At 70.5% G+C, this 19,169-nt stretch carries 17 protein-coding genes; 13 read left to right on the top strand and 4 right to left on the bottom strand.

Features of this window, described 5'->3' with window-relative positions:
• Positions 1–10: 10 nt before the first annotated feature.
• The 8 genes from recG to mutM all read left to right on the top strand — a co-directional run bounded on the left by recG (position 11) and on the right by mutM (position 7,404).
• Entirely contained in the window at positions 11–2,224 is a 2,214-nt protein-coding gene (gene recG / locus OG623_RS08850) for an ATP-dependent DNA helicase RecG (protein WP_406145705.1), read from the top strand.
• A gap of 89 nt (positions 2,225–2,313) precedes the next feature.
• Positions 2,314–2,898, top strand: a complete 585-nt coding sequence (gene rsmD / locus OG623_RS08845; protein ID WP_406145704.1) for a 16S rRNA (guanine(966)-N(2))-methyltransferase RsmD — start codon at positions 2,314–2,316, stop codon at positions 2,896–2,898.
• A gap of 26 nt (positions 2,899–2,924) precedes the next feature.
• Entirely contained in the window at positions 2,925–3,404 is a 480-nt protein-coding gene (coaD, locus tag OG623_RS08840) for a pantetheine-phosphate adenylyltransferase (RefSeq protein WP_406151745.1), read from the top strand.
• Between the two features lie 97 nt (positions 3,405–3,501).
• Entirely contained in the window at positions 3,502–4,641 is a 1,140-nt protein-coding gene (locus OG623_RS08835) for a cell division initiation protein (RefSeq protein WP_406145703.1), read from the top strand.
• 137 nt (positions 4,642–4,778) lie between these two features.
• Positions 4,779–5,450: a YceD family protein gene (locus OG623_RS08830; RefSeq protein ID WP_406145702.1), complete on the top strand. Its 672-nt coding sequence runs from the start codon at positions 4,779–4,781 to the stop codon at positions 5,448–5,450.
• Positions 5,451–5,452: 2 nt separating this feature from the next.
• A complete protein-coding gene (rpmF, locus tag OG623_RS08825) occupies positions 5,453–5,626 on the top strand; it encodes a 50S ribosomal protein L32 (RefSeq protein WP_003965982.1) in 174 nt (57 codons plus the stop codon).
• 19 nt (positions 5,627–5,645) lie between these two features.
• Positions 5,646–6,470: a ribonuclease III gene (rnc, locus tag OG623_RS08820; RefSeq protein ID WP_406145701.1), complete on the top strand. Its 825-nt coding sequence runs from the start codon at positions 5,646–5,648 to the stop codon at positions 6,468–6,470.
• A 76-nt stretch (positions 6,471–6,546) separates the two neighbouring features.
• Entirely contained in the window at positions 6,547–7,404 is an 858-nt protein-coding gene (gene mutM / locus OG623_RS08815; RefSeq protein WP_406145700.1) for a bifunctional DNA-formamidopyrimidine glycosylase/DNA-(apurinic or apyrimidinic site) lyase, read from the top strand.
• Positions 7,405–7,422: 18 nt separating this feature from the next.
• On the opposite strand, the gene OG623_RS08810 is transcribed toward mutM, so the two are convergent.
• Complete coding sequence (locus OG623_RS08810; protein WP_406145699.1) at positions 7,423–7,806, bottom strand: VOC family protein; 384 nt, start codon at positions 7,804–7,806, stop codon at positions 7,423–7,425.
• Between the two features lie 43 nt (positions 7,807–7,849).
• Complete coding sequence (locus tag OG623_RS08805; RefSeq protein ID WP_406145698.1) at positions 7,850–8,809, bottom strand: CAP domain-containing protein; 960 nt, start codon at positions 8,807–8,809, stop codon at positions 7,850–7,852.
• 155 nt (positions 8,810–8,964) lie between these two features.
• On the opposite strand from OG623_RS08805, the gene OG623_RS08800 reads away from it, so the two are divergent.
• The 4 genes from OG623_RS08800 (at position 8,965) to OG623_RS08785 (ending at position 15,386) form a co-directional block, all read left to right on the top strand.
• On the top strand, positions 8,965–9,246 hold the full coding sequence (locus tag OG623_RS08800; protein ID WP_406145697.1) for an acylphosphatase: 282 nt from the start codon (positions 8,965–8,967) through the stop codon (positions 9,244–9,246).
• Positions 9,247–9,683: 437 nt separating this feature from the next.
• On the top strand, positions 9,684–9,896 hold the full coding sequence (locus OG623_RS08795; protein WP_033304037.1) for a hypothetical protein: 213 nt from the start codon (positions 9,684–9,686) through the stop codon (positions 9,894–9,896).
• 220 nt (positions 9,897–10,116) lie between these two features.
• Positions 10,117–13,824, top strand: a complete 3,708-nt coding sequence (locus tag OG623_RS08790) for an AAA family ATPase (RefSeq protein WP_406145696.1) — start codon at positions 10,117–10,119, stop codon at positions 13,822–13,824.
• Positions 13,825–13,967: 143 nt separating this feature from the next.
• Positions 13,968–15,386, top strand: coding sequence for a sugar porter family MFS transporter (locus OG623_RS08785; protein ID WP_406145695.1), 1,419 nt, complete (start codon positions 13,968–13,970; stop codon positions 15,384–15,386).
• Here OG623_RS08785 and OG623_RS08780 read toward each other — a convergent pair.
• The gene (locus tag OG623_RS08780) at positions 15,295–16,764 is read right to left on the bottom strand and encodes a purine-cytosine permease family protein (RefSeq protein ID WP_406145694.1); all 1,470 of its coding nucleotides are present in this window, start codon (positions 16,762–16,764) and stop codon (positions 15,295–15,297) included. The two genes, OG623_RS08785 and OG623_RS08780, sit on opposite strands and share 92 nt — an antisense overlap.
• A gap of 110 nt (positions 16,765–16,874) precedes the next feature.
• On the opposite strand from OG623_RS08780, the gene ftsY reads away from it, so the two are divergent.
• Complete coding sequence (gene ftsY, locus OG623_RS08775) at positions 16,875–18,074, top strand: signal recognition particle-docking protein FtsY (RefSeq protein WP_406145693.1); 1,200 nt, start codon at positions 16,875–16,877, stop codon at positions 18,072–18,074.
• A 65-nt stretch (positions 18,075–18,139) separates the two neighbouring features.
• Here ftsY and OG623_RS08770 read toward each other — a convergent pair whose 3' ends face one another.
• On the bottom strand, positions 18,140–18,787 hold the full coding sequence (locus tag OG623_RS08770; RefSeq protein ID WP_406145692.1) for a bifunctional DNA primase/polymerase: 648 nt from the start codon (positions 18,785–18,787) through the stop codon (positions 18,140–18,142).
• Between the last annotated feature and the right edge of the window lie 382 nt (positions 18,788–19,169).

The raw sequence follows: 19,169 nt of genomic DNA, 5'->3' as shown, positions 1-19,169 counted from the left end.
GTGGTGTGCAATGGACCGCGTGTCCGCTTTCGATGAACCCCTCAAGAAGCTGCTCGGCGGAGCCACCGCGAAGGTGATGGCCGAACACCTCGACCTGCACACGGTCGGTGATCTGCTGCACCACTACCCCCGGCGCTACGAGGAGCGTGGCCGCCTCACGGCCCTCACCGACCTGCCGCTGGACGAGCATGTGACGGTCGTCGCACAGGTCGCGGACGCGCGGATCATGATGTTCAACAACGGCCGCGGCAAGCGTCTGGAGGTCACCCTCACCGACGGCAGCGGCCGGCTCCAGCTGGTCTTCTTCGGCCATGGTGTCCACAAGCCGCACAAGGAGCTCCTGCCGGGCCGCCGGGCGATGTTCGCGGGCAAGGCCTCCGTCTTCAACCGGAAGATGCAGCTCGCGCACCCCACGTACCAGCTCCTCGACGCGAGGGACGACGACGACCCGGCCGAGGTGACCCAGGCCGTCGACGCCTTCGCGGGACAGCTGCTGCCGATCTACCCCGCCTGCAAGCAGCTCGACTCCTGGCGGATCGCCAAGGCCGTCGACACGGTCCTGCCCAGCGCCCAGGAGGCGGTCGACCCGCTGCCCCCCGCACTGCGCGAGGGACGTGGATTCGTCCCGCTGCCCGAGGCGCTGCTCAGGATCCACCGCCCGCAGACCAAGGCGGACATCGCGGCGGCACGGGACCGGTTGCGCTGGGACGAGGCCTTCGTCCTCCAGGTCGCGCTCGCCCGCCGCCGTTATGCCGACACCCAGCTCCCCGCGGTGGCCCGCGGCCCCGTCCAGGACGGACTGCTCGACGCCTTCGACGCCACGCTGCCCTTCACCCTCACCGACGGCCAGCGGAAGGTCACCGAGGAGATCTTCGGCGCCCTGGCGACGGAACACCCCATGCACCGGCTGCTCCAGGGCGAGGTCGGCTCGGGCAAGACACTGGTCGCGCTGCGGGCCATGCTCAGGGTCGTCGACGCGGGCGGCCAGGCGGCGATGCTCGCACCCACCGAGGTGCTGGCCCAGCAGCACCACAGGTCCATCACCGAGATGATGGGCGAGCTGGCCGAAGGCGGGATGCTCGGGGGTTCCGACTCCGGGACGAAGGTCGTGCTGCTCACCGGCTCCATGGGCACGGCGGCCCGCAGGCAGGCGCTGCTCGACCTGGTCACGGGCGAGGCCGGGATCGTCATCGGCACCCACGCGCTGATCGAGGACAAGGTCCAGTTCCACGACCTGGGCCTGGTCGTCGTCGACGAACAGCACCGCTTCGGCGTGGAACAGCGTGACGCGCTGCGCTCCAAGGGGAAGCAGCCGCCCCATCTGCTGGTCATGACGGCCACACCCATTCCCCGTACGGTCGCGATGACCGTCTTCGGGGATCTGGAGACCTCCGTGCTCGACCAACTCCCCGCCGGCCGTTCCCCGATCGCCAGCCATGTCGTCCCCGCCAAGGACAAGCCCCACTTCCTCAGCCGCGCCTGGGAACGCGTCCGCGAGGAGGTGGAGAACGGCCACCAGGCCTACGTCGTGTGCCCCCGGATCGGCGACGACGCGGAGGAGACCGGGAAGAAGGGGAAGAAGGCGGCGCCCGAGGACGACGCGGAGAAGCGGCCGCCGCTCGCCGTGCTTGACATCGCCGAACAGCTCGCGAAGGGCCCCCTGACGGGTCTGCGCGTCGAGGTGCTCCACGGCAGGATGGCGCCGGACGACAAGGACGACGTCATGCGCCGGTTCGCCGCGGGCCAGGTCGACGTCCTGGTCGCCACCACCGTCATCGAGGTCGGGGTGAACGTCCCCAACGCCACCGCGATGGTGATCATGGACGCCGACCGCTTCGGGGTCTCCCAGCTGCACCAGCTCCGCGGCCGCGTCGGGCGCGGCAGCGCCCCCGGTCTCTGCCTGCTGGTCAGCGAGGCCCACGAGGCGAGCCCCGCCCGGGCCAGGCTCTCCGCGGTCGCCGCCACCCTCGACGGCTTCGAGCTCTCCCGCATCGACCTCGAACAGCGGCGCGAGGGCGACGTGCTCGGCCAGGCCCAGTCCGGTGTCCGCTCCTCCCTGCGGGTGCTCAGCGTCATCGACGACGAGGAGGTCATCGCCGCGGCCCGCGAGGAGGCCGTCCGCGTCGTCGCGGACGACCCCGGGCTCGACGGGCTGCCCGAGCTGCGCACCGCGCTGGACGCCCTGCTCGACAAGGACAGGGAGGAGTACCTCGACAAGGGCTGACCGGGCGGATCGCGGGCGACGCCATATCGTGGGAGCACGGCGCACGTCCCGTCCTGTGCGCCGCCCGCGACCCGAGGAACGAAGAGCCCATGACCCGCGTGATCGCAGGCGTGGCCGGCGGACGCCGCCTGGCCGTCCCGCCAGGCACCGGCACCCGCCCCACATCCGACCGTGCGCGCGAGGGGCTGTTCTCCACCTGGGAGGCGCTCCTGGGCACGCTCGACGGCGTCCGTGTCGCCGATCTCTACGCGGGTTCCGGAGCCATCGGCCTGGAGGCGCTCTCGCGCGGAGCCGCCCACGCGCTGTTCGTGGAGGCCGACGCCAAGGCCGCGCGCACCGTCCGCGACAACATCCGCACCCTCGGCCTGCCGGGCGCCGAATTCCGTACGGGCAAAGCCGAACAGATCGTGACGGGACCGGCGCCGGCGGATCCGTACGACGTGGTTTTCCTCGATCCGCCGTACGTCGTCACCGACGACGATCTTCGGGAGATTCTGCTCACACTCCGTGCTCAGGGGTGGCTCACGGACGATGCTCTCGTCACGGTGGAACGGAGCACCAGGGGCGGGCAATTCAACTGGCCCGACGGATTCGACCCACAGCGGGCCCGTCGCTACGGCGAAGCCACGTTTTGGTACGGTCGCGCCGCCTCTACGTGCGAAGACGCACGATGACCGCACCGGAGAGCGAGGGAACCACGTTGCGCCGCGCCGTCTGTCCGGGGTCGTTCGACCCCATCACCAACGGACATCTCGACATCATCGGACGAGCCTCGAAGCTGTACGACGTCGTGCACGTCGCCGTGATGATCAACCAGTCCAAGAAGGGGCTGTTCACCGTCGACGAGCGGATCGAGCTGATCCGCGAGGTCACGGCCGACTTCGGCAACGTGGAGGTCGAGGCCTTCCACGGCCTGCTGGTCGACTTCTGCAAGCAGCGCGACATCCCGGCGATCGTGAAGGGCCTGCGGGCCGTGAGCGACTTCGACTACGAGCTGCAGATGGCCCAGATGAACAACGGTCTCTCGGGCGTCGAGACGCTCTTCGTGCCGACGAACCCGACCTACAGTTTCCTGTCGTCCTCCCTGGTCAAGGAGGTCGCGACCTGGGGCGGCGACGTGGCGCACCTGCTGCCGCCGACGGTCCACGAGGCACTCGTGAAGCGTCTCGGCGAGAAGTGATGCGCTGACTGTCCGTCACCAGGTGTCGGACGGGAGGCGACTGGCCTTACAGTCGTCCCGTCCGTCTCCAACAGCAGCAGAGAGTGGCGAGCACACGGTGGACGTGCAGAAGAAGCTCGACGAGATCGTCGAAACGGTCGGGAACGCCCGCTCCATGCCCATGTCGGCGTCCTGCGTGGTCAACCGGGCCGAACTGCTCGCGATGCTCGATGAGGTGCGCGAGGCCCTGCCCGGCTCGCTGGCACACGCCGAGGAGCTCATCGGCGGCCGTGAGCAGCTCGTCGAGCAGGCCAGGCAGGAGGCCGAGCGGATCATCGAGTCCGCCCGAGCCGAGCGCGGCTCGCTGATCTCCGGCACCGAGATCGCCCAGCGGTCCCAGGCCGAGGCCGACCGGATCCTGTCCGAGGCCCGCAGGGAGGCCGACGAGGTCCGCGGCGAGGCCGACGAGTACGTCGACAGCAAGCTCGCCAACTTCGAGGTCGTCCTCACCAAGACCATCGGTTCCGTCGACCGTGGCCGCGAGAAGCTCCTGGGCCGCAGCGAGGGCATCGACGAGCAGGGTTACGAGGACCCCGACTTCGCCGAGGCGCCGGAGCGCAGCACCGACCCCGAGACGCTCCGCCGGCGCGCCGACGACTACGTCGACACCAAGTTCGGCGCCTTCGAGGCCGTGCTCGTCAAGACCCTGGAGGCCGTCGGCCGGGGCCGTCAGAAGCTGCTCGGCCGGGTCGCGACCGATGAGCTCGGCGCGCACATGGCAGCCCAGGACGCCGCCGGCGGGCAGCACACCAGCGACGCCGACCACTGGGCCGGCCTCGCCGACACCGCCACCCCTGAACCGCACCGGAGCCCCCAGCAGCCCTCGTACGCGGAGCCCGCGCAGCAGGACTACGCGGAGCCGGTGCAGCAGGACTACGCGCCGGTCGCCGGCTACCAGGACCCCGCACAGACCGGCTTCCCGGTCCAGGGACAGCCCGAGCCGCAGTACGCGCAGTCGTACGGCTATCAGGACCCGCAGCAGCTCCAGGCCGACCCCTACGCCGGCTACCAGCAGCAGCCCGACGCGTACGGCGCCTACCAGCAGCAGACGTACGACCCGAACCAGCAGCAGGAGTACTGGCCGCAGCAGGGCCAGATCCCCGCGCAGCAGGGCCAGGGCGCGCTCGACGAGACCAGCCTCTTCGACACCGGCATGATCGACCTGGAACAGCTCCGCCGCTACGAACAGGGCCGCTGACCGGAGCGGGAGAACCGGATTGGGAGCTGGGCGGTACGTCCAGTATCCTGGCTCCTCGGTCGCGTGTATGTCCGCGATCCCGGCTGCCCTCTTTCCGTCAGGACAGGAGCGGCCCTCCCGTAAACCGCACCACGCACATGATCTCGAAAGCAGGAGAAGCCCTGAACGGCCATCTCGATCACCGCAGCCCTCTCGTGTTCGATACGCGCGAGCTGGGCCGGCGTCCTGGTGCCATGAAGCGGCTGACCCGCACGGTGGAAGCTCCCGGTTCGCCGGTCCTCGGTATCGACGGGGTCATCGGCGTGCGGGAGAAGGCGCCCGTGGCGCTGGACCTCCGTCTCGAATCGGTCATGGAAGGGGTGCTTGTCACAGGCACCGCCCGTGCGACGGCCGAGGGGGAGTGCGTAAGGTGTCTGGAGCCGCTGGCCATCGAGGTCGAGGCGGACTTCCAGGAGATGTTCTCGTACCCTGACGCCGATGACCGGAACCGCAGCAGGACTGCGGACCCGGTCGACGACGCCGAGGACGACGAGGACAGGTTCTTTCTCGAGGACGACTCGTTCGATCTCGAGCCTGTGCTGCGTGACGCGGTGGTGCTCGCACTGCCGCTGCAGCCGGTGTGCAAGGAGACCTGCGCCGGTCTGTGTTCCGAATGCGGAATCAGGCTGGACGAGAATCCGGACCACCACCACGATGCCGTCGACATCCGTTGGGCGGCACTGCAAGGACTCGCCGACACCGTTCAGGACGGCGAGAAGGACAACATGGGCGGCGCCGCACCCGGCGTCGACGAGAAGCAGGAGAAGTAGCCGTGGCTGTTCCGAAGCGGAAGATGTCGCGCAGCAACACGCGCCACCGCCGGTCGCAGTGGAAGGCTGCGGTCCCCACCCTGGTTTCGTGTGAGCGTTGCCAGGAGCCGAAGCTCCAGCACATTGCGTGCCCGAGCTGCGGCACCTATAACAAGCGCCAGGTCCTCGAGGTCTGAGCGGCTGGTGAGAGGCCCGATGTCTGAGTTGTCCAGCTCCAAGAAGCAGACAGACAACATCAACACAGCCTCGTCCCACACGCTTCTGGAAGGGCGGCTCGGGTATCACCTCGAGTCCGCCCTTCTGGTGCGTGCGCTGACCCATCGCTCGTACGCGTACGAGAACGGCGGTCTGCCCACCAACGAGCGGCTGGAGTTCCTCGGGGACTCGGTGCTCGGCCTGGTGGTCACGGACACGCTGTACCGCACCCACCCCGACCTGCCCGAAGGCCAGCTGGCCAAGTTGCGGGCCGCGGTGGTCAATTCGCGTGCGCTTGCGGAAGTGGGCCGCGGCCTCGAACTCGGTTCCTTCATCCGGCTCGGCCGTGGTGAAGAGGGCACGGGTGGCCGGGACAAGGCTTCCATCCTCGCCGACACCCTTGAAGCGGTGATCGGCGCCGTCTATCTCGACCAGGGCCTCGGCGCGGCCTCGGAGCTGGTCCACCGGCTCTTCGACCCGCTGATCGACAGGTCCTCCAACCTCGGAGCCGGCCTGGACTGGAAGACCAGTCTCCAGGAGCTCACCGCGAGCGAGAGCCTCGGAGTCCCCGAGTACCTCGTCACGGAGACCGGCCCCGATCACGAGAAGACCTTTACTGCTGCAGCTCGCGTCGGTGGTGTCTCGTACGGCACCGGCACCGGTCGCAGCAAGAAGGAAGCGGAGCAGCAGGCGGCGGAGTCCGCCTGGCGTGAGATCAGCGCCGCCGCGGAAGCACGGGAGGCTGGGGCCGAGGCCGCAGCCGGCGGAGGGACCGCCGACGTCCCTGCCGACCCGTCGCCGAATTCGGACGCCGCTCCGGCCTGAACCGTCCGAGAGCCCCCCGGTGCCCCGCGCACCGGGGGGCTCTCGCTGTCTTCCCCCCTGTGCCGAAGGAGTCACCGTGCCCGAACTGCCCGAGGTCGAAGTCGTGCGGCGGGGTCTGGAGCGCTGGACCGCGGGCCGCACCGTCGAGGACGTCGAGGTACTGCACCCACGTGCCGTCCGCCGGCACCTCGCGGGCGGCCAGGACTTCGCGGCCCGCCTGCGTGGTCTGCGCTTCGGCACGGCGATGCGCCGCGGCAAGTACCTCTGGGTCCCCCTCGACGAGGCGGACTCCTCGCTCCTGGGCCATCTCGGCATGAGCGGTCAGCTGCTCGTGCAGCCCGAGGATGCCGTCGACGAGAAGCACCTGAGGATCCGGGTCCGCTTCGACGACGCGCTCGGCACCGAGCTGCGCTTCGTCGACCAGCGGACCTTCGGCGGTCTCTCGCTGCACGGGAACACCCCCGACGGCCTGCCCGATGTCATCGCGCACATCGCGCGCGACCCCCTGGACCCGGCCTTCGACGACACCGCCTTCCATCTGGCGCTGCGTCTGCGGCGTACGACGGTCAAGCGCGCCCTGCTCGACCAGTCCCTGATCAGCGGAGTCGGCAACATCTACGCCGACGAGGCGCTCTGGCGCAGCCGGCTGCACTACGAGCGGCCGACCGCGACCCTGACCCGCCCCAGGACCGCGGAGCTGCTCGGCCATGTCCGGGACGTGATGCGTGAGGCCCTGGACCAGGGCGGCACCAGCTTCGACAGCCTGTACGTCAATGTGAACGGCCAGTCCGGCTACTTCGACCGCTCGCTGGACGCCTACGGACGCGAGGACGAACCCTGCCACCGTTGCGGCACGCCGATCCGCCGGCGGCCGTGGATGAACCGCTCCAGCTACTTCTGCCCGCGCTGTCAGCGGCCGCCGCGCCTCTCCTGACTCGACTCCTGACGTGTCTCAGAGCGGCTGGAGCCGCCTGCGCAGGAGGCAGAACTCGTTGCCCTCCGGGTCGGCCAGGACGTGCCAGCCCTCGTTGCCGCTCTGGCCCACGTCGGCCCGCCTGGCGCCGAGCGCGAGCAGCCGCTCCAGCTCGGCGTCCTGATCGCGGTCGGTGGCGTTGACATCGATGTGCAGCGGCAGCTTCCCGGCGCGGGGGGCGCTGCTGGGGCTGAGGACCAGGGTGGGCTGCGGGCCGCCGAAGCCGGCGTCGGGCGGCCCGATCTCGATGCTCCCGTCGTCCTCCCGGCCGATTTCCGTGTAGCCGAGCACCTCGCTCCAGAACGCGGCGAGCCGCTCGGGATCGGCGACGTCGATGACCAGTTCACTGATGCGGCATGCCATGCCCGTCAGTGTACGAAGAGGTGTTCGGACGGCCGGGGATTTCTCAGAAGCCGAAGTCCTGTGTCCACCAGGGGCCGCCGGAGCCGAGGTGGACCCCCACGCCGAGCGTCTTGTAGTCGCAGTTGAGTATGTTCGCGCGGTGGCCTTCGCTGTTCATCCAGGCGTCCATCACGGCCTGCGCGTCCGCCTGGCCCCTGGCTATGTTCTCGCCGCCGAGGCCCTCGACACCGGCTGCCTCGGCGCGGTCCCAGGGTGTCGCCCCGTCGGGGTCGGTGTGGCCGAAGAAGTCACGGGCCGCCATGTCCTCGCTGAAGTCCTGGGCGAGCGCGGTCAGCGAGCTGCTCCTGGTGACCGGGCTGCAGCCGACCTTCGCGCGCTCCTGGTTGACCAGGTCGAGCACCGCGGCCTGCGCGGTCGTGGCGGACGGGCTCGGCGAAGCGGTGGCCGTGCGGCTCGGGCTTGAGGAGGGGGACTTCGAAGCGGTCGGGGCCTTGGCCGTCGGGCTGGAGGAGGTCTTCTTCGGCTGCGCCGCGGGCGCCTTCGTACGCTCCGGTGTCCTGGTCGCCGTCTTCGACGCGCCGGCGGACGGCTTCTCGCTCGTCCTGCTCGGGCTCGCCGAAGGGGAGTCGGAGGACTTCGACGCGGATTTCGACGGCCCGGCTGAGCGGCCGGAACCTCGGTCCGCCTCGTCCGAAGCGGAGGCCGAGGTGCGGCTGGTCGGTTCGGCGGACGCGTCGCCCTGGGTCAGCAGATCGGGAGCTCCGCCCGCGTGCACCTGGTCGGCGGCCCCGCCGTCGCTGATGCTGTAGCTGTCGCCACCGGGCAGCAGGCCCGAGGCCACGGCGACCGCGCCGACGGCCACGGCCGCGGACACGCCGAGAAGCCCCGCACGCACGGGCATCCCGGTGCGCTTCTTGCGGCGTGCGCCCCGCTGTCCGTCCCGCGCGTCCGCCGTGTGCTGCTCAGGGGCGGGGGCCGCGCCTGCGCGTCGATGCCGTCCCATGCGCTGTGCCTTCCTCGTGCTCCGGGCGTCGTGCCGACGTCACCGTATTCAAGATCAAACTCACCCGTTCGGGTGAGGCTATTGCGAGGGGACCTTACGCCATGGCGGATTGGGGCGACGTGCTCGTTGAACAATTGGCCGGTTAGCGTTCGGGCATGAACGAAGACGCACGACTCGTCGTCTGGGTACGCGGTCGAGTACAGCAAGTAGGGTTCCGCTGGTTCACCAGGGAGAATGCTCTGGGGATCGGAAAGCTCACCGGCTTCGCCCTCAATCTCGACGACGGCCGGGTGCAGGTGGTCGCCGAAGGGCCGCGTGAGAATTGCCACCGCCTGCTCGACTGGCTCGCCTCCGACGACACACCCGGCCGCGTGGATGGCGTGACTGAGATCTGGGACACCCCGCGCGGTGGATACGAGGGATTCGCGATCCGCTGACACGGCCGGAGACATCCGGGTCGGATCCGCTCCGCGCATGAGGCGTGGCGGACGGTCGACGGAGGGCGCGCGAGAACCCCGCACCCGAAATGACCTGCGGATAAGGCCGGCATTCGGACATGGTTGCCAAGACGCGCACCTCGTGCCAGGCTGCGGGATTGACGAAGATCTCCACGCCCTTCGGGACCCGCAGGAGAGTCGCGCCGTGTGATCGTCGAGCCGCGCGCCCCCGGGACACCCGGCCCCCTGGCGTGTGATCGTGTTGACCGTCAAACTTTTTGGTGAGACGCTGAAAACCCCGCGCACCTTAGCTGTTCGGCAGAGCTGGTGACAGCAGAACAGCAGTGAATACAGAAGCACTGCCGAGCACCGCGGGTGCGATTCCCTCACGACCCACACCGCATCGGTCGGTCGCTCAGTGTGGAGGACCATCCATCATGGCAAAGGCGCTTCTCGGTTACGTCGGCGGTTCCGATCCGCGACTCCTCGCCGAGATGCGACGGCTTCAGAAGCGTGTTCAGGACCTGGAATCCGAGCTCGTACGGATCCAGGACGAGAACGACGCGCTCAACGCCGCCGCTCAGCACCAGGAGTCGCTGCTCGACAGCATCGACATCGACGTACCCCAGGCGGAGCCCGCGCTGACCTGACCCCAGGGCCCTGCCAGGGCCGGCGGGGCCAACACGCCAGCCGCTCGGGACACCCACCACGACTGCACAGCTGCACCGTGCAGGATTTACAAGGGACGCTTCGGCGTCCCTTCTTTCTTTCCCCCCGGGCCGTCGCCTGCCTTATCGCTCTTCGCTTACCGTCTGATGTGCCCTGCACCTTCATCAGCGAAACCGAGAGTGAAAGGTAGAGTCCGGCGGCGTGCACCTCAAGGCCCTGACCCTCCGTGGTTTCAAATCGTTCGCATCCGCCACGACCCTGCGGTTCGAACCGGGGATCACCTGTGTTGTCGGCCCCAACGGGTCGGGTAAATCCAATGTGGTGGACGCGCTCTCCTGGGTCATGGGTGAACAGGGAGCCAAATCCCTGCGCGGCGGCAAGATGGAAGACGTGATCTTCGCCGGAACCACGGGAAGGCCGCCTCTGGGGCGTGCGGAAGTGTCGCTGACCATCGACAATTCCGACGGTGCGCTGCCCATCGACTACGCCGAAGTCACGATCACCCGGATCATGTTCCGCAACGGCGGCAGCGAATACCAGATCAATGGCGACACCTGCCGGCTGCTCGACATCCAGGAACTCCTCTCGGACTCCGGTATCGGACGCGAGATGCACGTCATCGTGGGCCAGGGCCGTCTCGATTCGGTCCTGCACGCCGATCCGACGGGGCGCCGCGCCTTCATCGAGGAGGCGGCCGGTGTGCTCAAGCACCGTAAGCGCAAGGAGAAGGCGCTGCGGAAGCTGGAGGCGATGGGGGCCAACCTCGCCCGCGTCCAGGACCTCACCGACGAACTGCGGCGCCAGCTCAAGCCGCTGGGCAGGCAGGCGGCCGTGGCCCGCCGGGCCGCCGTGATCCAGGCCGATCTGCGGGACGCCCGGCTGCGGCTGCTCGCCGACGACCTGGTGCGGCTGCGCGAGGCGCTGCGCGGCGAGATCGCCGACGAGGCGGCACTCAAACGCCGCCGGGAGGCGGCGGAGGCCGACCTCAGGGCGGCGCTCGCGCGCGAGGCCGACCTGGAGGACGAGGTGCGCAGGCTGGCGCCACGGCTCCAGCGGGCCCAGCAGACCTGGTACGAACTCTCCCAGCTCGCCGAACGCGTCCGGGGCACGATCTCGCTCGCCGACGCCCGGGTGAAGAGCGCCACCGCCGTACCCGATGAGGAGCGGCGGGGGCGTGACCCCGAGGACATGGAGCGCGAGGCGGCCCGGATCCGCGAGCAGGAGGCGGAGCTGACGGCTGCGCTCGAAGCGGCCGAGCACGCCCTGGAGGACACCACCGCGCACCGCGCCGACCTGGAGCGGGAGTTGGCCTCGGAGGAGCGCAGGCTCAGGGACGCGGCCCGGGCCATCGCCGACCGGCGCGAAGGGCTCGCCCGGCTCAACGGACAGGTCAACGCGGCCCGCAGCCGGGCCGGTTCGGCGCAGGCCGAGATCGACCGGCTGGCCGCGGCGCGGGACGAGGCACAGGAGCGCGCGGTCACGGCCCAGGAGGAGTACGAGCAGCTCAAGGCCGAGGTCGAGGGTCTTGACGCGGGGGACGCCGAGCTGGCGGACCGCCACGAGGCGGCCAAGCGGGAGCTCGCCGGGGCGGAGGCGGACCTGAGCGCGGCGCGCGAGGCGCTCACCGGAGCGGAACGCAGCCGCGCGGCGGTCTCCGCACGGCGCGAGGCGCTGGCGCTCGGCCTCCGGCGCAAGGACGGCACCGGGGCGCTGCTCGGCGCGGGCGACCGGCTCTCCGGGCTGCTCGGACCGGTCGCCGAGCTGCTCACGGTGGCCCCGGGGCACGAGGTGGCGGTGGCCGCCGCACTGGGCGCGGCCGCCGACGCCGTCGCGGTGACGGATCCCGGCACGGCGGCGGACGCGATCCGCCTGCTGCGCAAGCAGGACGCGGGGCGCGCGGCACTGGTGACGGGAGGAACAGGAGGCGGGCAGGTACCCGCGCAGGGCACGGAGCCGCAGGCCGAGCCCGGCCCCGGGCCCGCGGGCCGGCTCCCTGGGCAGGCATCGGGACAGCCCGCGGGGCAGGCACCAGGACCGGAGCCCGGCGCCACGGCCGGCGCCGAGCACGGTAAGGCGGCGACCCCGCCCCTCGTCACCGGGGAGTGCGCCGCGCCCACCGTCGCCGGTCTGGTGCGGGGCCCCGCCGAACTGATGGTCGCCGTGCGGCGGCTGGTGCGCGACATGGTCGTCGTGGGGACCCTGGAGGACGCCGAGGAACTGGTCGCCGCCCACCCCGGGCTGGCCGCCGTCACCGCCGACGGCGATGTGCTGGGCGCCCACTTCGCCCAGGGTGGTTCCGCCGGCGCGCCCAGCTTGCTGGAGGTCCAGGCCTCCGTCGACGAGGCCGCCGCCGAACTGGCCGAGCTCGACGTGCGCTGCGAGGAGCTGGCCTCGGCCCAGCGCGCCGCCGCGGTACGCCGCAGCGAGGGCGCGGCCCTGGTGGAGGAGCTGGGGGAGCGGCGCAGGGCAGGTGAGCGGGAGAAGTCCCAGGTGGCGCAGCGGCTCGGGCGGCTGGCCGGGCAGGCCCGTGGGGCCGCGGGGGAGGCCGAGCGGACGACCGCTTCGGCGGCCAGGGCCCAGGAGGCGCTGGAGCGCGCCACCGAGGAGGCCGAGGAGCTCGCGGAACGGCTGCTGGTCGCCGAGGAGACCCCGGTCGACGAGGAGCCCGACACCTCCGTACGCGACCGGCTCGCCGCCGACGGTGCCAACGCACGCCAGACCGAGATGGAGGCCCGCCTCCAGGCGCGTACCCATGAGGAACGGGTCAAGGCGCTCGCCGGGCGGGCCGACGCGCTCGACCGCGGGGCCAGGGCCGAGCGCGAGGCGCGTGCCCGTGCCGAGCAGCGGCGCGCCAGGCTGCGCCACGAGGCCGCCGTGGCCACGGCCGTGGCGTCGGGCGCGCGGCAACTGCTCGCCCATGTCGAGGTCTCGGTCGTACGGGCGGACGAGGAGCGCCGCCGTGCCGAGGCGGCGAAGGCCGAGCGCGAGCGGGATCTGACGGCCGAACGCGGACGCGGCCGTGATCTGAAGACCGAGCTCGACCGGCTCACCGACTCGGTGCACAGGGGCGAGGTGCTCGGGGCCGAGAAGCGGCTGAGGATAGAGCAGGTGGAGGCCAAGGCGCTGGAGGAGTTCGGCGTCGAGCCGGCAGGGCTGGCCGCCGAGTACGGGCCTGACCAGCTGGTGCCCCCGTCCCCCGCGGCGGAGGGTGAGGAGCTGCCGGCGGACCCTGAGCATCCGCGCAATCAGCCGAAGCCGTTCGTCAGGGGCGAGCAGGAGAAGCGGCTGAAGGCGGCCGAACGGGCGTACCAGCAACTCGGGAAGGTGAATCCTCTCGCCCTCGAGGAGTTCTCGGCGCTGGAGGAGCGGCACAAGTTCCTCTCCGAGCAGCTGGAGGACCTGAAGAAGACGCGTGCCGACCTGATGCAGGTGATCAAGGAGGTCGACGAGCGGGTGGAGCAGGTGTTCACGGAGGCGTTCCGGGACACCGCACGCGAGTTCGAGGGAGTGTTCTCCCGGCTCTTCCCGGGCGGCGAGGGCCGTCTCATCCTCACCGACCCGGACAACATGCTGACGACCGGTCTGGACGTCGAGGCCAGGCCGCCGGGCAAGAAGGTCAAGCGGCTCTCCCTGCTGTCCGGCGGCGAGCGGTCCCTCACCGCCGTCGCCCTGCTGGTCTCCATCTTCAAGGCCAGGCCGAGTCCCTTCTATGTCATGGACGAGGTGGAGGCGGCGCTCGACGACACCAATCTGCAGCGCCTGATCCGGCTCATGGAGGAGCTCCAGGAGAGCTCCCAGCTCATCGTCATCACGCACCAGAAGCGGACGATGGAGGTCGCCGACGCGCTCTACGGAGTCTCGATGCAGGGCGACGGCGTCTCCAAGGTGATCAGCCAGCGGCTGCGCTGAGTCCCGCGTACCGCGGCTGATGGGTGGTCACACCCGTCCCGTCCGGGCTCCGGTCCTCAAGTGGTGGCCGCAGGGAAGTTGTGCGCCACTGGGAGGGCTCATCCCCCACACCTGACGTCGGCGGCCAGGTAAGAGGAGTTCATGTGACCAGCACGGCGAACGGACCGGAGTCCGGAGCGCGGGAGGCCCACCCGGACCATCTCGGCCATGTCATCTTCATCACCGCGGCCGCGGCGATGGGCGGCTTCCTCTTCGGCTACGACAGCTCCGTCATCAACGGGGCCGTGGAAGCCATCCGCCACCGCTACGACATCGGGTCGGGGACGCTCGCACAGGTGATCGCCATCGCGCTGATCGGCTGTGCGATCGGTGCGGCCACCGCCGGACGGATCGCCGACCGGATCGGCCGTATCCGCTGCATGCAGATCGCCTCGGTGCTCTTCACCGCCAGCGCCATCGGATCCGCGCTGCCGTTCGCCCTCTGGGACCTCGCCATGTGGCGGATCATCGGCGGCTTCGCGATCGGCATGGCCTCGGTCATCGGCCCCGCCTACATCGCCGAGGTCTCGCCGCCCGCCTACCGAGGCCGGCTCGGCTCCTTCCAGCAGGCCGCCATCGTCGTCGGCATCGCCATCTCGCAGCTGGTCAACTACGGGATCCTGCAGATCGCCGACGGCGACCAGCGCGGCAAGATCGCCGGCCTGGAGGCCTGGCAGTGGATGCTCGGCGTGATGGTCCTGCCGGCCATTCTGTACGGGCTGCTGTCCTTCGCGATCCCCGAGTCGCCGCGCTTCCTGCTCTCCATCGGCAAGCGGGAGCGCGCCCGGAAGATCCTGGAAGAGGTCGAGGGCAAGAACGTCGACCTCGACCGGCGCGTGGAAGAGATCGAGACGGCCATGCGCCGTGAGCACAAGTCCAAGTTCAGCGATCTGTTCGGGAGCCGCTTCGGCTTCCTGCCGATCGTCTGGGTCGGTATCGGGCTGTCGGTCTTCCAGCAGCTCGTCGGCATCAATGTCGCCTTCTACTACTCGGCGACGCTGTGGCAGTCCGTGGGCATCGACCCGACCGACTCGTTCTTCTACTCGTTCACCACGTCGATCATCAACATCATCGGCACCGTGATCGCCATGGTCCTGGTGGACCGGGTCGGCCGCAGGCCGCTCGCGCTCATCGGATCCACCGGCATGGCCATCGCCCTGGCGTTCGAGGCCTGGGCCTTCTCGGCGGACCTGGTCGACGGCAAACTGCCCACCACCCAGGGCACTGTGGCCCTGATCGCGGCCCATGTCTTCGTGCTCTTCTTCGCACTGTCCTGGGGTGTCGTGGTCTGGGTGTTCCTCGGCGAGATGTTCCCGAACCGGATCCGCGCCGCCGCGCTGGGTGTTGCCGCGTCCGCGCAGTGGATCGCCAACTGGGCCATCACCGCGAGCTTCCCGAGTCTGGCCGACTGGAACCTCTCGGACACCTACATCATCTACACCTGCTTCGCCGTGCTCTCCATCCCCTTCGTGATCCTGTTCGTGAAGGAGACCAAGGGCAAGGCGCTGGAGGAGATGGGCTGACGCCCGCCGCCTCCCCGCCCGTCGGGCGCGGCAGCACCGCGTACGCCCCTGCGGCGACCAGGATCGTGGCCGCCCAGCCGAGCCCGTGGTGCCCGATCCAGGAGGTGGCGAGCGGGCCGGTGAACCACTCCACGTCGGTGAACAGCAGCCCCGTCGCGAGTGCCACCGCCCAGGCGCCCATGGCCGGCCGGCTGAAACCCCGGGTGTACCAGTAGCCGCTGCCGGGAGAGGTGTCCATGAGGGCCACGGGGTCGTACGTACGGCCCCGGAGCATGTCCATGCCGAAGACCCCGATCCAGGCGGAGAACGTCACACCGAGCAGGGTCAGGAACGAGAGGAAGGTGCCGATGAAATTCCTCGCCACCAGCATCAGCGTGCCGCCGAGCAGCAGACTGATCGTCGCGTTCACGCCCACGGCCCAGGCGCGGGGGATCGCGAAGCCGAGCGTCTGCGCGGTGAATCCCGCGGAGTACATCGACATCGCGTTGATCAGCACCATGCCGACGACGGCGAGCAGGAGATAGGGCACGGCGATCCACCGGGGCAGCAGGTCACCGATGAAGGCCACGGGGTTCTTCGTGACGGCCAGGTGGGGTGAGCTCACCGCCATCACCGCACCCATCATCACCATCGGTAACACCGTGACCAGCGCTCCGCCCACGGCCGCGCCGACCATCGCCCGGCCGGAAGCGGAGCGCGGCAGATAGCGGGCGAAGTCCGGGGCCGAGGGAACCCAGCTGATGCCACCGGCCGCCAGCGGCGCGATCCCCGCGATCAGCATCGCGGCCGTGCCCGGCGGCCTGGCGAGGACGGTCCCCCACGGGGCCGAGGCGATCAGATCGGCCAGGACCAGGACACTCGCGACCCCGAAGAGCAGGACGGAGATCCGGGAGGACAGCCGCAGCGCCCTGATCCCGATCCCCGACACGAGGAAGCCGGCGGCGACGAAGGCCGCCAGCATCACCAGGGCCAGTGTCCCGGTACGTCTGACGTCGAAGAGCAGATCGAGTACGGCCAGCAACGCGTAGGAGCCGGTGACCGCGTTCACCGTCTCCCAGCCCCAGCGGGCCACCCAGAGCAGGGCTCCCGGGAAGAGATTGCCGCGCTGTCCGAAAACCGCCCTCGACAGCGCCATGCCCGGCGCCCCGCCCTGCCTCCCGGCGATCGACACCAGACCGACAAGGCCGAACGAGACCACGGAGGCCGTGGCCGCCACGACCAGCACCTGCCAGAAATTCAGCCTGTTGAAGACGGTGAGCCCGGCTCCCACGGTCAGCAGCAGCACCGTCATGTTGGCCGTCACCCAGGTGGGAAACAGGGTGCGGACCCGACCGGTGCGCTCGGCGTCGGGGACGGGTTCCAGGCCGCGGTTCTCCACGGGCAGCAGCGTACCTTTACCCCCAAACGTGGCATACCGACCCAGCGGCCGACACCCTCCGCTCCTCGCAGCCGCGCCAGACCTCGGCCGTGGCCGATACTGGACGCGTTATGGAAATCGTCATCCTTGCTGTAGTCATCGCCCTGGTCGCGGTCGGCCTGATCAGCGGGCTCGTGGTCAGCAGCCGCAAGAAGAAGCAGCTGCCGCCCGAGGCCCCGTCGAGCACGCCGACCCTCACTCCTCCCGCCGAGCCGAAGGTCGGCGATGAGGCCGAGACGCCGCGCGACGAAGCGCGGCGCACCATCGAGGAGGTCGGTCTCCCCGGGACCCCGGTCGGGGAGGAGCCGGTCGTCCTCGAACCGGAGACCCCTGAGCTCGAAGTCCCCGAACCCACCGCCGGCCGCCTGGTGCGGCTGCGCGCCCGGCTCGCCCGTTCGCAGAACTCCCTGGGCAAGGGGCTGCTCACGCTCCTGTCCCGCGACAACCTCGACGAGGACACCTGGGAGGAGATCGAGGACACCCTCCTCACCGCCGATGTCGGCGTCGCCCCCACCCAGGAGCTGGTGGAGCGGCTCAGGGAGCGGGTCCGTGTACTCGGTACCCGTACGCCCGACGAGCTGCGCACCCTGCTCCGCGAGGAACTCGTCACCCTGCTCGGCCCCGACTTCGACCGCACGGTCAGGACGGAGGGCGGCGAGGAGACGCCCGGCGTCGTGATGGTCGTCGGGGTCAACGGCACCGGCAAGACGACCACGACGGGCAAGCTCGCCCGGGTGCTCGTCGCCGACGGCCGCAGTGTCCTGCTCGGCGCGGCGGACACCTTCCGCGCCGCCGCGGCCGACCAGCTCCAGACCTGGGGCGAGCGCGTCGGCGCGCGTACGGTGCGCGGTCCCGAGGGCGGCGACCCCGCGTCGATCGCCTTCGACGCGGTGAAGGAGGGCATCGCCGAGGGCGCCGACGCGGTGCTCATCGACACCGCGGGCCGGCTGCACACCAAGACCGGGCTGATGGACGAGCTCGGCAAGGTCAAGCGGGTCGTCGAGAAGCACGGGCCGCTCGACGAGGTGCTGCTCGTCCTGGACGCCACGACCGGGCAGAACGGTCTCGTCCAGGCCCGGGTCTTCGCCGAGGTGGTCGACATCACCGGCATCGTCCTCACCAAGCTGGACGGCACGGCCAAGGGCGGCATCGTGGTCGCGGTCCAGCGTGAGCTGGGCGTCCCCGTGAAGCTCATCGGCCTCGGAGAGGGGCCGGACGACCTGGCCCCGTTCGAGCCCGGCGCCTTCGTCGACGCGCTGATCGGCGACTGACCGCACGCACCCCGAGCACGCGCGAAGGGCGGTGGACCCGAGAGGGGTTCACCGCCCTTCGGCGCTCACCACCGGTGGCATATGTAGGCGAGGGTGCCCAGCAGCAGCCGCGCCTGCGGGGGAGCGGCGGCGGTGTCCGGCACCGGCGCCCGCAGCCAGCGCACCGGGCCGAGGCCTCCGAGGTCCGACGGCGGGGCGGTGACGTACCCCCCGCTGCCCAGGGCCCGCAGGTCCAGGTCCGCGTCGTCCCAGCCCATCCGGTACAGCAGTCCTGGCAGCCCCGCAGCGGCGCCCGGCGCGACGAAGAACTGCGTACGGCCGGACGGCGTCACCGTCACGGGCCCCAGCGGCAGCCCCATCCGCTCCATCCGCACCAGCGCGCGACGGCCGGCGGCCTCGGCGACGTCCAGTACGTCGAAGGAGCGGCCGGTGGGGAGCAGCATCGAGGCGCCCGGTACCTCGGCCCAGGCGTCGGTGGCCGTGCCGAGCGTGGCGCCGGGCGGCACCTCGCGGGCGAAGTCCAGCGGATGCGCGCCGGGGGCGGCGCACCCGGTGTCGCCGCACGAGCAGACGCCTGCCGAGGCACGGGCGCCCGGAGCCACCGCCCAGCCCCAGAGTGCCGTGTACTCGGCCACCGCGGTCGCCCCGGCCGGGCGCCCGCGGCGCCGCGTGCCTGACCGCATCTCCCGGATGCCGCCGATCGTGAAGCCCATGCACCCTCCAACGGGTCCGACTCACCGGTGGTTACGACCCGGAGCACCGGTACGCCCTCCGTGCGCCGCGGATCCGCCGGCGCACGGGGTGGCGACGCAGGGGGTACATGGTGAACCGCACGCCCCTGAATGCTTCAGTCCGCCTACTGCCGATCACGGCCTGTCAAGTGAATCGCGGACTGCGCCGAACGGGTTCATCCGAAGGGGTGGCGAATGGTGGCGTTTCTGCAACGGCCCTCGCCGCAGCGGTGATCGTAGGATTACTGTGGGTGCCCGAAGCTGCAATTGCACCTGCAGTTGAGTATGCCTCGGGCAAACCGCCGATCTGTTCGATGGTGGACAACGCGGGTACGGGAAGCGGCGGGGCGCGGCATTCTGATAG

This window comes from Streptomyces sp. NBC_01012, from assembly GCF_045162755.1.
In the GTDB taxonomy this organism is placed as follows: Bacteria; Actinomycetota; Actinomycetes; order Streptomycetales; family Streptomycetaceae; genus Streptomyces.
This window is presented reverse-complemented; position numbering and strand designations above follow the sequence as displayed.